The following is a 13,121-nucleotide window of genomic DNA, read 5'->3' as shown; positions in this document are numbered from 1 at the left end:
GCTGACGCTCGTGCCGCCCGCGGTCGTCCTCGTCACCGGTGTCAGCCGGTGGCTGGGGGGCGCGCTGGCGGCCGAGCTCGCAGCCGATCCGCGCATCCGTCGGGTCATCGGCGTGGACACCGTGCCCCCGTCGCCGGAGATGCTGCGCCGGCTGGGTCGCACGGAGTTCGTCCGGGCCGACATCCGCAACCCGCTGATCGGCAAGGTCATCGCGGCGGCGTCGGTCGACACCGTCGTGCACATGAACATCAGCTCCACCCCCGCCGGCTCCGGTGGGCGGGTGCCGATGAAGGAACTCAACGTCATCGGCACGATGCAGCTGCTGGCCGCCTGCCAGCGCTCGTCGTCGGTGCGCCGGTTCGTGCTGAAGTCCACCAGCGCCGTGTACGGCGCCTCCTCCCGCGACCCCGCGGTCTTCACCGAGGCCATGCAGGCGCGGCAGGTCCCCTCCGGCGGTTTCGCCAAGGACAGCGTGGACATCGAGGGCTACGTGCGCTCCTTCGCCCGCCGCCGTCCCGACGTGGACGTCGCCGTGCTGCGCTTCACCAACTTCATCGGCCCGCGGATCGACTCGCTGCTGACCGGTTTCCTGCGCATGCCCGTCGTCCCGACGGCGCTGGGCTACGACGCCCGCGTGCAGCTGCTGCACGAGGACGACGCGCTCGCCGTGCTCACCCGGGCCAGTACCGGCGGCTTCGTCGGCACGGTCAACGTGGGCGGTCAGGGCACCCTGCTGCTGTCGCAGGCCATCCGCCGGCTCGGCCGGATCCAGCTGCCGCTGCCCTCGCCGACGCTGGGCTCGGTCGGCCGCGTCTCCCGCCGCTTCGGCTTCGTGGACTACTCGCCCGAGCAGATGCGCTTCCTCAACTTCGGCCGGGTCGTGGACACCACGGTGCTGCGGACCGAGTTCGGCTACACCCCCCGCTACACCACGGAGGCGGCCCTGGCCGACTACGCCCGCACCGTCCCCCCGGTCGTCGATCCGGGTGCCGTCCGCTCCGTCGCCGGTGGGCTGCGTTCCGTGCTCGGCCGGGTCGGGGCCACGGCGAGCGCCGTGGACCAGCGGCTGCGCCCCACCCCGCCGCCGCCCGGCCTGCGGGCGGTGCGCGATGCCTGAGGCGCGCGTGATCCCGTTGCGTCCCGACGACGACGAGCCCTTCGTCCCCGCGGCGCCGCCGCCGGGCTGGGAGGAACAGCTCGCCGGCGGCGTGGAGTTCCTGCAGCGCCGGCTGACCGGCGACTACCGGACCGACGAGTTCGGCTTCGACCCCGACCTCGCCGACCACGTCCTGCTCCCCGCGCTGCGGCCGCTGTTCCAGCGGTGGTTCCGCGTGGAGACCTTCGGCCTGGAGAACGTGCCGGCGGACAGCGGCGCGCTCGTGGTGGCCAACCACTCGGGCACGCTGCCGATCGACGCGCTCATGACCACCGTCGCGCTGCACGACGAGCACCCGGCCGCCCGGCGGTTCCGCCTGCTCGGCGCGGACCTGGTGTTCGAGATCCCGGTGGTCGGGGCCATGGCGCGCAAGCTCGGTGCCACGCTGGCCTGCAACGAGGACGCCGAGCGGCTGCTCACCGAGGGCGAGCTGGTCGGCGTCTTCCCCGAGGGCTTCAAGGGCATCGGGAAGCCGTTCCGCGAGCGCTACACGCTGCAGCGCTTCGGCCGCGGCGGCTTCGTGTCGGCGGCCCTGCGGACCGGGGCGCCGATCATCCCGTGCGCGATCGTGGGCGCCGAGGAGATCTACCCGATGGTCGGCAACGCGAAGACCGCCGCCCGGCTCCTGGGGCTGCCGTACTTCCCCATCACGCCGACGTTCCCGCTGCTCGGCCCGCTGGGGCTGGTGCCGCTGCCGTCGAAGTGGCTGATCGCCTTCGGCGAGCCGATCGAGACCGTGTCCTACGGCCCGGCCGCCGCGGAGGACCCGATGCTGGTCTTCAACCTCACCGACCAGGTGCGCGAGACCATCCAGCACTCGCTCTACCAGCTGCTCCTGCGCCGGAAGAGCGTCTTCGGCGCCTGAAGCGCCTGCAGGGCCTGCACCGCCTGGACCATCGTTCGGTGCTCCTCCGCCGGGGGCACCGGCTCGGCTGCCCACCAGGGCAGCTTGTTGCGCCGGCGCAGGGCGAGCGCGCCGCCCACCAGGCCGCCGGAGAGGGCGGCCACGGCGACCGTGGGGACGCCGATCCGTGCCGCCTTGCGGCCGGTGCGGTAGTCGCGGATGGTCCATCCGCGGGTGCGCGCGACGGCGCGGAGCTCGGTGTCGGGGTTCACGGCCACCGCCGTCCCGGTCAGGGACAGCATCGGGAGATCGTTGGCCGAATCGCTGTAGGCGGTGCACCGGGACAGGTCCAGGCCCTCCCGCTCGGCCAGGGCGAGGACGGCCTCCGCCTTCGCCGGGCCGTGCATGAGCTCGCCGACCAGCCGGCCGGTGTACCGGCCGTCGACGATCTCGGAGACCGTGCCCAGGGCACCGGTCAGCCCCAGCCGCTGGGCGATGATCGACGCCAGCTCCACCGGCGTGGCCGTCACCAGCCATACTCGCTGGCCCGCGTCGAGGTGCTGCTGCGCGAGGACCCGGGTGCCCGACCAGATCCGGTCGGCCATCAGCTCGTCGTAGATCTCCTCGCCGGCCTGCTGGATCTCCGAGACCTCGCGGCCGGCGACGAAGGCCAGCGCGTTCTCCCGGATGGTGAGCATGTCGTCGGCGCTCTCGTTGCCGGCGATGCGGAACTTGGCCTGCTGCCAGACGAACCGGGAGAGGTCGCGGCTGGAGAAGTACTTGCGGGCCGCCAGCCCGCGGGCGAACCAGAACAGCGACGCGCCCATCATCATGGTGTTGTCGACGTCGAAGAACGCTGCCCCGGTGAGGTCGGGCTCGACGGCCGAGGGGGCCGCGACCTCGGCGGCCGCCGCCGACGCCGCACCGGCGACGTGGGCGCGGGTCTCCCCGGAAGTCCGCTCATCAGGCTGCGCGGCACGGCGTCCGCGTACCGGCAGTCGCGGCACTGCGACCTCCCTGACTCGGTCCGTCTCGATCCGCCGGGGACGACCTGGGTGCATCCCCGGCACCGACCCTAGCCGGATCGGCAGAGGCGTCCAGACCGGGTCAGCAGTCCCCGATCGTGGCCAGCGGAGGAAGGCAGATGCGGATCGGCCCCGGCAGCGGGACGGCGATCACCGGAGGCGGCGGGGTCGGGCTCGCGCCGGAGCCGCCGGGCAGTGGCAGCGGCGGCACGGGCGGCAGGACACCCCCGTCCGGTGCCGGCGCCGGGACCTGCGTCGGGACGGGGCTCTGCGTCGGGACCTGCGGGGTCTGCGTGGGGGTGCCCACGGGGGCCGACGGCGCGGGGGGCGCCGGGTCCACCGGGTCGGCCGTCGGCGGGACGCCCGTGCCGGTCCCCGTGCCGGCGTCGGGAGGGGTCTGCACGGGAGGGGCCTCGACCACCTCGGGCGGGCTGTCCGCGGAGCAGGGGCCGGGGACCGGACCCAGGGCGTCGTCCCCGACCGTGGCGAAGCCGGTCGTGCACTCCAGCGCCGCACGCAGGCCCTCGGCGCGCACGGTCAGCGCCCCCAGCAGGTCCGCGGACCGTTCGAGAGCCGGCTCGGCGTCCGCCGGGACGTCGGCTTCCAGGGCCGACAGGCCGGCGGACTGCCCGGCCGTCCAGCCGGCCAGCGCCTCGAGGGGCCCGGCGTCCTGCGTGCGGACCGCCCGCTCGGTGAGCCAGGTGGCTCCCTCGGCGGTGTGCGCGTCCATGGTGGCGAGCGTCCGCTCGACCAGTGCGGCGTCACCTCCGCCGGCGATCGACCCGAGCTCCTCGAGCCGGGTGCGCGCCAGCTCCAGGAGGGTCTGGCCGCGGCTGTCCCCGGCCAGCGCGAGCTGGGTCTGCTCGGTGCCCCGCTTCAGGTCGTACAGCGGGTCGCCCGGCTGCGCCCCGGCCGCCACGGCGACCAGTGCCGCCAGCCCCGTGACCCCGACGGCCGTACCGGCCAGGCCGGCGGTGATCCGCCCGCGCCAGCGGGAGGGCGGCCGGTCGACGGCGCGGGTCGCGAGCAGCCGGTCGCGCAGCGTGCGCGGAGCCGGCTCGGGGGTGCGGACCGCGGCCATCGCCACCAGGCGCGCGCGTGCCCGTGCCCGGTACTGCGGTGCGGGGTCGGTGTCGAGCTGCGTGGACAGGGACTCGAGGCGGGCGACCAGCGCCGCTTCGGGCCCGGACGGCTCACGGTGGCCGGTCATGGTCGAGCCGTCGTCGTGCCGGAGCACCCGCCACCTCCCGTCCTCGTCCCGCTCCTGCGGGGAGCACGCTGCGACGGGCCCAACGACCGGGAGGCCCGGTCGGTTACGCGGGCGCGACGCCCCCGGTTCACCGGAGGCCTTCGGGGAGCAGGCTCGCCAGCCGACGGACCGCCCGGTGCTGGAGCGCCTTCACGGCGCCGTCCTTCTTCCCCATGATCTCGGCGGTCTCGGACACGGACAGCCCGTGCAGGAAGCGCAGCACGATGCACTCCTGCTGCTCGCTCCCCAGCTGCCGCACGCAGGCCAGCAGCTGCTCGTTGGTGAGGTGCTGGAGCACCGCGTCCTCGGGGCCGTCGGTGGCGCGGTCGGCGTCGCGCATGTCGGCGGTGGTGACCTCCAGCCGGAACCGGCTGCTCTTCACCTGGTCCCGGATGATGTTGCGGGCGATGGTGACCAGCCAGGCGCCCACGTCGCGCCCCTGGAACGACAGCGAGTCGATCCGCCGCAGCGCCCGCACGAACGTCTCGCTCGTGACGTCCTCGGCCGTGGCCCGGTCGCCGACCCGGTGGTAGGCGTAGCGGTGCACCAGCGTCACGTAGTGGTCGTAGAGGCGGCCGAACGCCTCGGCGTCCCCGTCCTGGGCGGCCCGGACGAGCGCCCAGACGTCGACGTCCCCGGCCGCGACGGCACCGGAGCGGGCGGCGAGCTCCGCGATCACCTCGGTGGGCAGCTCGGTGGTCTCCTGGGACAGGTCCTCGAGCACCTCGGCGACCGGCGCGCCGGTGGGAGCGGGCAGCGCCTCGGCACTCGACCGGGGGAACGGGGTGGGGCGTGGGCCGGGCCCGGGCAGGGCGGTCGCGCCGGCCGGGCGACCGGCGTCCAGCGGGTGCGGCATGCGGGCGATCGACCTCCTCGTCGGCCCGCTGTGCCTGGACCGTCCTCGTTCACCGCGCGCGCCGGAACGGCGCGCGCGGGCTGCGGCGCGGGGCCCATGGTGACAACATCGGCCCAGCTCGTCCACGGCAGCCTGCCCCCAAGCGTCCACGAGCGCGCGGCGGAACCCGGCTGCGCCGCACCGACGACAGGAGAAACGGCAGTGTCCGAGGCAGGCACCTCGCTGGCCGCGCTGGTCCGCGCCGTCGCGCAGCGCGACCCCTCGGCCCCCGCGGTGGTGGCCGGCGACCGGCGGCTGACCTGGGCCGAGCTGGACGCCGCGGTGGACCGGGTCGCGGCCGGGTACGCCGGACTCGGGCTGACCCCCGGGGAGCGCGTGGCGGTGCAGCTGCCCAACGGGCTGGACTGGTTGCGTGCGGTGCTCGGGGCGCTCCGGGCGGGGCTGGTCGTCGTCCCGGTCAACACTGCCTACACCGACCCCGAGCTCGAGCACGTCCTCACCGACTCCGGTGCCTCGCTGCTCGTGGCCGCCGCCGACCGCGAGCCGCTGGCCGGCGTGCCGGTCCGCTCGGGGCCGCCCGAGGGCGACGGGCCGGCGACGGGCGTCGCCGACGACCCCGAGGCGCTGGCGTTCCTCTGCTACACCAGCGGCACGACCGGTCGTCCGCGGGGCGCGATGCTCACCTCCGGCGCGCTGCGGGCCAACCAGGAGCAGTGCCTGGCCATGGCCTCGCCGCCGGTCCGTGCCGACGACCGGGTGCTGCTGGTCCTCCCGCTGTTCCACGTCTACGGCCTGAACGCCGGCTTCGGCCTGGTCGCCGCCACCGGTGCGTGCGCCGTGCTGCTGGAGAGCTTCGACCCGCGGGGATCCCTGGCGGTCATGGCCGAGGAGCGGGTCACGACCGTGCCGGGCGCGCCGCCGATGTACCAGACCTGGCTCGCCGCGGCCGACGCCGGCAACCTCGAGGACCCCGCCCACCCCGACGCCGAGCTGCGGCGGGGCTTCGCCGCGGTCCGGATCGCCTCCGCCGGGGCCGCGCCGCTGCCCGAGGACGTGTGGACGGCGATGCGCGAGCGGGCCGCCGTCACCGTGTGGGAGGGCTACGGCCTGACCGAGGCGGCGCCCGTGGTCGCGAGCACCCTGGCGACCGGCCGCGCCAAGCCGGCCTGCATCGGCGGACCCGTCCCGGGCCTGGAGCTGGCGCTGCGCGACACCGCCTCGATCGGTGCGGACCCGGCGGAGCCGCCGGCCGCCGGGGGGCTGGACGAGGAGGCCGGGGGTGCCGACCGGTCCACCGGCGGGGCCGGGGACGCGGACGACGCCGACGAGGGGCCGGGCGAGATCTGGGTCCGCGGCCCCAACCTCTTCTCCGGGTACTGGCCCGACGGCGTCGACGGACCCGACGCCGACGGCTGGCTCGGCACCGGGGACCTCGCCTACCGCGACGCGGACGGCGACCTGCACCTGGTCGACCGGCGCAGCGACCTGATCCTGGTCAGCGGCTTCAACGTCTACCCGGCCGAGGTGGAGCGGGTCCTCGACCAGCACCCGGCGGTCGTGGAGAGCGCGGTCATCGGCGTGCCCGACCCGCGCACGGGTGCGGCGGTCCGCGCCGTCGTCGTCGTGGCGCCGGGGGAGGAGCTCACGGTGGCGCAGCTGCAGGAGCACGCGGCGGGGTCCCTGGCGCGCTACAAGGTGCCGAGGTCGGTGCACTTCCTCCCGTCCCTGCCGCACTCCCTGACCGGCAAGGTCAGCCGGGCCCGGCTGCGCGAGCTCGGGCTCAGCGACGCCGACCCCGACGCCGATCCCGAGCTGGACACCGGGGTCCCCGCCGGCACGGGGGAGCCCGCCGGTGGATGAGCACCCGCGGCTGCAGCTGCTGGTGCGCGACGGCTGCCACCTCTGCGTCACCGCCGCCGAGCAGCTCGCCCCGATCGCCGCCCGGGCGGGCCTCGAACCGCAGCAGGTCGACGTCGACGCCGACCCGGAGCTGCAGGCCGAGTACGGCGACCGGGTGCCGGTGCTGCTGCTCGACGGGCGCGAGCACTCCTACTTCACGCTCGACGTCCCCCGCCTGCGGCGGGACCTCGGGGTGGGCTGAGTCCCGGACCCCCCGTCCGGGTGGTCCCGGCGCGGCGGCTACGGTGGTCTCCGCCACACCTGTCGCCCCGTCGGGCCAGGTCAGCGGGCCGGTGCCTGGTCGGCGACTTTGTTCCAGCGTTCACAAGCGGTTACCGTGGCGGACGCGAGCACGTGCTGCTCGCGTCCCGATGTCGTAGCCCCGCCCCCGGCGCCCGCCGGGTTCCCGGGCGCGACCGCTGTGGAGTGCCCCGTGATCCAGCCGCGGCCCCGGACCATCCCGGAGGCCACCGTCGCCCGCCTGGCCGTGTACCTACGGGTGCTGACCAGCTTCGCCGACGGCGGCCGGACCACCGTCTCCTCCGGCGATCTCGCCTCCGCGGCCGGCGTCAACCCGGCCGGCCTGCGCAAGGATCTGTCCCACCTCGGGTCCTGCGGCGTCCGCGGGGTCGGCTACGAGGTGCGCGCACTGCGCGAGCGGATCGCCCGGGTGCTGGGCGCCGAGCAGTCCCGCGCCTGCGTGCTCGTCGGCATCGGGAACCTCGGGACCGCGCTCGCGGACTACGCGGGCTTCGGCAGCCGGGGCTTCGAGTTCGTCGGCCTCTTCGACGCCGCGCCGGACCGGGTCGGCCGGCGCATCGGCGGGCTGACCGTGCAGGACACCACCGACCTGGAGGCGACCGTGACGGCCACCCAGGCCTCCATCGGGGTCATCGCGACCCCGGCCGACGTCGCCCAGCAGGTCTGCGACCGGCTCTCCGCGGCCGGGGTGAGGAGCATCTTGAACTTCGCGCCCGTGACGCTGTCGGCCCCGGCCGGTGTCGACGTCCGCCAGGTCGACCTCTCCGTCGAGCTGCAGGTGCTCGCCTTCCTGGGCCAGCAGCGCACGACCGTGGGAGAGGAATCCGCATGAGCCTGCTCGCGGTGGGCGTGAGCCACCAGACCGCACCGGTCGCCCTGCTCGAGCAGTTCGCGATGGGCGCCGACGACCGGGTCAAGGCGCTGCACGAACTGATCGGCAGCGACCACGTCAGCGAGGCCCTGGTGCTGGCGACCTGCAACCGGGTCGAGGTCTTCGCGGAGGTCGAGCGCTTCCACGGCGGCGTCACCGACGTCAGCCGGGTGCTCGCCCGGCAGGCCGGGGCGACGGTGGAGGAGCTCTCCCCGTACGTCACCGTGCACTACGAGGACCAGGCCGTCGCCCACCTGTTCACGGTGGCCGCCGGGCTGGACTCCATGGTCGTCGGCGAGACACAGGTGCTCGGCCAGCTGCGCGCGGCCTACGCGCTGGCCCGGGAGGAGGGCACCGTCGGCCGGGCGCTGCACCCGGTCGCGCAGCGCGCCCTGCGGGTCGGCAAGCGGGTGCACTCCGAGACCGGCATCGACCGGGCCGGCGCCTCGCTGGTCTCGGTCGCCCTCGACCGGGCAGAGGCCCGCATCGGCGACCTCGCCGGGCGCCCCGTGCTCGTGGTCGGCGCCGGCTCGATGGGTGCGCTCGCGGCGACCACGCTGGCCCGCCGCGGCGCCGATGTCGTCGTCAGCAGCCGCACCGAGGGCTCCGCGCAGCGGCTCGCCGGCACGGTCGGCGGGCGGCCTGCGCCGCTGGACCGGATGCCCGCCGAGCTGGCCGCGGCCGACGTGCTGCTCACCTGCACCGGCGCCACCGGGCTGGTCGTGACCACCGACGTCGTCGCCGCGGCGATGGCCGGGCGCGGCGACCGGCCGCTCGTCGTCATCGACCTGGCGCTGCCCCGGGACGTCGACCCGGGCGTGGCCGCGCTCCCCGGGGTGCACGTCGTCGACCTCGCCCTGCTGCAGGGCGAGCGGCGCGACGGCGAGGACGGGCCCGGCCCGGTCGCCGCCGACGACATCACCACCGCGCGCGCCATGATCGAGGCCGAGGCCGCCCTGCTGCGTGCCGAGCGTCAGGCCGCCGAGGTCGGGCCGACGGTCTCCGCGCTGCGCACCCAGGCCGCCGAGGTCGTCGACGCCGAGCTGCTCCGGCTCTCGGGGCGGCTGCCCGACCTGGACGCGCGGGCCCGCGCCGAGATCGCCCGCACCGTGCGCCGCGTCGTCGACAAGCTGCTGCACGAGCCGACCGTGCGGGTGAAGGAGCTGTCCGCCACGCCGGGCGGGACCGACTACGCGGGCGCCCTCCGGGCGCTGTTCGGGCTGGGCATCGACGCCGACGTCACCCCCGGCGCCGGCCGGCTGGCCGACGCCGTCACCGTCGACCCCGACCGTTCGGGAGGATCGGCATGACCGCCACCGACGTGCAGACGACGACCGCTGCGGGCACCCCCGTCCCGCTCCGGCTGGGCACCCGGGCCAGCGTCCTGGCCCGCACCCAGTCGCAGGCCATCGCCGACGCCCTCACCGCCGCCACCGGCGTGCCGGTCGAGCTGGTGCTGATCAGCACCGAGGGTGACCGCTCGCAGGCCACGATCGCCCAGATGGGCAGCACCGGCGTGTTCGTCGCGGCGATCCGCCGGGCCCTGCTCGCCGGCGAGGTCGACCTGGCGGTGCACAGCTACAAGGACCTCCCCACGGCGCCGGAGCCCGGCCTGAGCCTCGCCGCGGTACCGCCGCGGGAGGACCCCCGGGACGCCCTCGTGGCCCGGGACGGGCTCACCCTCGGCGAGCTCCGGCCCGGCTCGCGGATCGGCACCGGCGCACCCCGCCGGGTCGCCCAGCTGCGGGCCCTCGGGCTCGGCCTGGAGATCGTCCCGATCCGCGGCAACGTGGACACCCGGCTCGGCCGGGTGGCCGGCTCGTCCGGCGGCCCGGGTGACCTGGATGCCGTCGTGCTGGCCCGCGCCGGGCTGAGCCGGATCGGCCGCACGGAGCGGATCACCGAGACCCTCGACCCGCTCCAGGTGCTGCCGGCCCCCGCGCAGGGCGCCCTCGCCGTGGAGTGCCGCACCAGCGACGCCCGTACGCGGGAGCTGCTGGGCCGGCTCGAGGACACCGCCACCCGCGCCTGCGTGGTGGCCGAGCGGGCCACGCTCGCCGCGCTCGAGGCCGGCTGCAGCGCGCCGGTCGCCGCCTACGCGGAGGTCGCCGAGGGCGAGGCCGGCCCGGAGCTGTACCTGCGCGCCTCGGTCACCGCGATCGACGGCAGCGACTCGGTCCGCGGCTCGCTCACCGGCTCGCCGGCCGACGCCGCTGCGCTCGGCCGCACGCTCGCCGCCGAGCTGCTGGACCGCGGCGCGGCCGCGCTCATGGCGGCCCGGGAGTGACCGGGCCCGCGAGGTCCCCGGCGGCGCCCGCCACCGCACCCCACCCCCAGACCCCCCCAACGGCCCGGAACCGGGCCACGAGAGACGCCCGGGACTCCCGGGCCAGGATCAGGAGCACGCGATGACGCGCTTGCGCAAGACCGCAGGCCAGTCCGGCCGGGTCGTGTTCGTCGGCGCCGGCCCGGGCGACCCGGGCATGCTCACCGCCCGCGCCACCGCGGCGCTGGCCGAGGCCGCGGTGGTCCTCGTCGACCCCGACGTGCCGCCCGCCGTCCAGGATGCCGTCCGCGAGACGAACCCCGAGGCCGACCTCACCCCGGTGTCCGGCGAGCCCGCCGACGTCGCCAAGGGCGCCGTCGCCGCGGCCAAGAACGGCTCGGTGGTCGTCCGGCTGGTGACCGGTGACCCCTACACCTCCGACGAGGTGGTCAAGGAGGTGCTCGCCGTCGGGCGCACCTCGGTGCCCTTCGACGTGGTGCCCGGCGTCGCCACCGCCACCGCCGTCCCCGCGTTCGCCGGGGTCGCGCTGGGCAGCACCGCGGTGACCGCCGACCTGCGCAGCGGCGTCGACGTCACCGCGCTGGCCGGTGCGGCCGCCGCGGCCGGCGGCACGCTGGTCCTCCAGGGGACCGCCGACGAGCTCCCCGACGCCGCCGTGCGGCTGGTCGAGGGAGGGCTGTCCGGCAGCACCCCGGTCGTGGTGACGACCGGCGGCTCCGGCACCAGTCAGAAGAGCATCGTCGCCAAGCTCTCGGCCGTGGCGGAGAAGACCGCCGGCCTCGACCCGCTCAGCGGGCACGTGGTCGCCACGATCGGCGCCGCCGTCGACAAGCGGGCCCGCATGTCCTGGTGGGAGAGCCGCCCGCTGTTCGGCTGGCGGGTGCTGGTGCCGCGCACCAAGGACCAGGCCGGCGAGATGAGCGACCGGCTGCGGGCCTACGGCGCGGTGCCGGTCGAGGTGCCGACGATCGCCGTCGAGCCGCCGCGCAGCCCCGCCCAGATGGACCGCGCCATCAAGGGCCTGGTCACCGGCCGCTACGGCTGGATCGTGTTCACCTCGGTGAACGCGGTGAAGGCCGTGCGCGAGAAGTTCGTCGAGCTCGGCCTCGACGCCCGCGCCTTCGCCGGGGTCAAGGTCGCCTGCGTCGGCGAGCAGACCGCCGAGGCCGTGCGCGACTTCGGCATCCAGCCCGAGCTGGTGCCGACCGGTGAGCAGTCCAGCCAGGGCCTGCTGGCCGACTTCCCGCCCTACGACGACGTGTTCGACCCGATCGACCGCGTCCTCCTGCCGCGCGCCGACATCGCCACCGAGACGCTGGCGGCCGGCCTGGTCGAGCGTGGCTGGGAGATCGACGACGTCACCGCCTACCGGACGGTGCGCGCCGCGCCGCCGGCCGCCTCGGTGCGCGAGGCGATCAAGGGGGGCGGCTTCGACGCCGTCTGCTTCACCTCCTCGAGCACGGTGCGCAACCTGGTCGGCATCGCCGGCAAGCCGCACGCCAAGACCGTCGTCGCGGTGATCGGCCCGGCGACGGCGGCCAGCGCGCAGGAGTTCGGCCTGCGCGTCGACGTCCAGCCGGAGACCGCCGCGGTCGCCCCGCTGGTCGACGCGCTCGCCGAGTACGCCCTGTCGCTGCGCGAGGCGGAGGACGGCGAGGGCAAGTGACCGGCGACGTGGGCGGGGGTGCCAACCCGGGCTTCGCGCGCGGGCGCCGGCTGCGGTCGACGCCCGCGCTCCGGCGGCTGACCGCGCAGACCAGGCTGGCCCCGGCCGACCTGGTGCTACCGGTCTTCGTCAAGGAGGGCATCGACTCCCCGGTCCCGATCAGCTCGATGCCCGGCGTCGTCCAGCACACGCCCGACTCGCTGCGGAAGGCCGCCCAGGAGGCGGCCGAGGCCGGCATCGGCGGGCTGATGCTCTTCGGCATCCCCGCGGAGAAGGACCCGGTGGGCTCCCAGGCCGATGCCGCCGACGGCATCGTCAACGTGGCGCTGCAGCAGCTGCGGTCGGACCTCGGCGACGAGCTGGTGCTCATGGCCGACCTGTGCCTGTGCGAGTACACCGACCACGGGCACTGCGGTGTCGTCACCCCGGCGGGGGTCGTGGACAACGACCCGACGCTGGACCGGTACGCGGCCGTGGCGATCGCGCAGGCGCAGGCCGGTGCCCACCTGGTCGCGCCCAGCGGGATGATGGACGGCCAGGTGGCGGCGATCCGCGCCGGGCTGGACAGCGCCGCGTTCACCGAGGTGCCGATCCTCGCCTACGCCGCCAAGTACGCCTCGGGCTTCTACGGCCCGTTCCGCGAGGCGGCGGAGGGGGCGCCGCAGTTCGGCGACCGCGCCAGCTACCAGATGGACCCGCCGAACGCCGTCGAGGCGCTGCGCGAGGTGGCGCAGGACCTCGCCGAGGGCGCCGACGCGGTGATGGTCAAGCCGGCGCTGGCCTACCTGGACATCATCGCCCGGGTCGCCGACGCGGTGCAGGTGCCGGTGAGCGCCTACCAGGTGAGCGGCGAGTACGCGATGGTCGAGGCCGCCGCGGCCAACGGCTGGGTGGACCGCGAGCGGGCCATCCTGGAGACGCTGATCGCCATCCGCCGGGCCGGCGCCGGCCAGGTGCTCACGTACTGGGCGGTCGAGGCCGCGCGGCTCGTCGCGCGCTGATCGGCC

12 protein-coding genes are annotated in these 13,121 nt (G+C 75.9%); 9 read left to right on the top strand and 3 right to left on the bottom strand.

Annotation, left to right across the window (positions count from 1 at the left end; all coding sequences use genetic code 11):
* Nucleotides 1-10 precede the first annotated feature (10 nt).
* Together ACI79T_RS04475 and ACI79T_RS04470 are read left to right on the top strand one after the other, a co-directional pair.
* Nucleotides 11-1,117: an NAD-dependent epimerase/dehydratase family protein gene (locus tag ACI79T_RS04475; RefSeq protein WP_456608843.1), complete on the top strand. Its 1,107-nt coding sequence runs from the start codon at nucleotides 11-13 to the stop codon at nucleotides 1,115-1,117.
* Nucleotides 1,110-2,021 (top strand): lysophospholipid acyltransferase family protein, encoded by a 912-nt coding sequence (locus ACI79T_RS04470; RefSeq protein WP_456608842.1) that lies wholly within the window; start codon nucleotides 1,110-1,112, stop codon nucleotides 2,019-2,021. The genes ACI79T_RS04475 and ACI79T_RS04470 overlap by 8 nt, the downstream gene beginning before the upstream one ends.
* Here the strand turns inward: ACI79T_RS04470 and ACI79T_RS04465 are convergent.
* From ACI79T_RS04465 to ACI79T_RS04455, 3 genes are all read right to left on the bottom strand, one after another.
* On the bottom strand, nucleotides 1,979-3,007 hold the full coding sequence (locus ACI79T_RS04465; RefSeq protein WP_456608841.1) for an HAD family hydrolase: 1,029 nt from the start codon (nucleotides 3,005-3,007) through the stop codon (nucleotides 1,979-1,981). The two genes, ACI79T_RS04470 and ACI79T_RS04465, sit on opposite strands and share 43 nt — an antisense overlap.
* A gap of 100 nt (nucleotides 3,008-3,107) precedes the next feature.
* Nucleotides 3,108-4,262, bottom strand: a complete 1,155-nt coding sequence (locus ACI79T_RS04460; protein ID WP_456608840.1) for a DUF5667 domain-containing protein — start codon at nucleotides 4,260-4,262, stop codon at nucleotides 3,108-3,110.
* A gap of 100 nt (nucleotides 4,263-4,362) precedes the next feature.
* A complete protein-coding gene (locus ACI79T_RS04455; protein ID WP_456608839.1) occupies nucleotides 4,363-5,130 on the bottom strand; it encodes a sigma-70 family RNA polymerase sigma factor in 768 nt (255 codons plus the stop codon).
* A 201-nt stretch (nucleotides 5,131-5,331) separates the two neighbouring features.
* Here ACI79T_RS04455 and ACI79T_RS04450 point away from each other — a divergent pair, with 201 nt between their 5' ends.
* The 7 genes from ACI79T_RS04450 to hemB all read left to right on the top strand — a co-directional run bounded on the left by ACI79T_RS04450 (nucleotide 5,332) and on the right by hemB (nucleotide 13,115).
* Nucleotides 5,332-6,990, top strand: a complete 1,659-nt coding sequence (locus ACI79T_RS04450) for an AMP-binding protein (protein ID WP_456608838.1) — start codon at nucleotides 5,332-5,334, stop codon at nucleotides 6,988-6,990.
* On the top strand, nucleotides 6,983-7,231 hold the full coding sequence (locus tag ACI79T_RS04445; protein WP_456608837.1) for a glutaredoxin family protein: 249 nt from the start codon (nucleotides 6,983-6,985) through the stop codon (nucleotides 7,229-7,231). The genes ACI79T_RS04450 and ACI79T_RS04445 overlap by 8 nt, the downstream gene beginning before the upstream one ends.
* 231 nt (nucleotides 7,232-7,462) lie before the next feature.
* Nucleotides 7,463-8,122, top strand: coding sequence for a redox-sensing transcriptional repressor Rex (locus tag ACI79T_RS04440; protein WP_456608836.1), 660 nt, complete (start codon nucleotides 7,463-7,465; stop codon nucleotides 8,120-8,122).
* Nucleotides 8,119-9,471, top strand: coding sequence for a glutamyl-tRNA reductase (locus ACI79T_RS04435; protein ID WP_456608835.1), 1,353 nt, complete (start codon nucleotides 8,119-8,121; stop codon nucleotides 9,469-9,471). Before ACI79T_RS04440 ends, ACI79T_RS04435 begins: the two co-directional genes overlap by 4 nt.
* Entirely contained in the window at nucleotides 9,468-10,448 is a 981-nt protein-coding gene (hemC, locus tag ACI79T_RS04430; protein ID WP_456608834.1) for a hydroxymethylbilane synthase, read from the top strand. Before ACI79T_RS04435 ends, hemC begins: the two co-directional genes overlap by 4 nt.
* A gap of 121 nt (nucleotides 10,449-10,569) precedes the next feature.
* Nucleotides 10,570-12,114 carry a uroporphyrinogen-III synthase gene (locus ACI79T_RS04425; protein ID WP_456608833.1) on the top strand — a complete coding sequence of 515 codons (1,545 nt, stop codon included), beginning with the start codon at nucleotides 10,570-10,572 and terminating at the stop codon, nucleotides 12,112-12,114.
* On the top strand, nucleotides 12,111-13,115 hold the full coding sequence (gene hemB, locus ACI79T_RS04420) for a porphobilinogen synthase (RefSeq protein ID WP_456608832.1): 1,005 nt from the start codon (nucleotides 12,111-12,113) through the stop codon (nucleotides 13,113-13,115). The genes ACI79T_RS04425 and hemB overlap by 4 nt, the downstream gene beginning before the upstream one ends.
* Nucleotides 13,116-13,121: the final 6 nt, after the last annotated feature.

Source organism: Blastococcus sp. SYSU DS0619, assembly GCF_054051035.1.
Note: the sequence above shows the minus strand (reverse complement) of the source record. Positions and strands in the feature narration are given on the sequence as shown.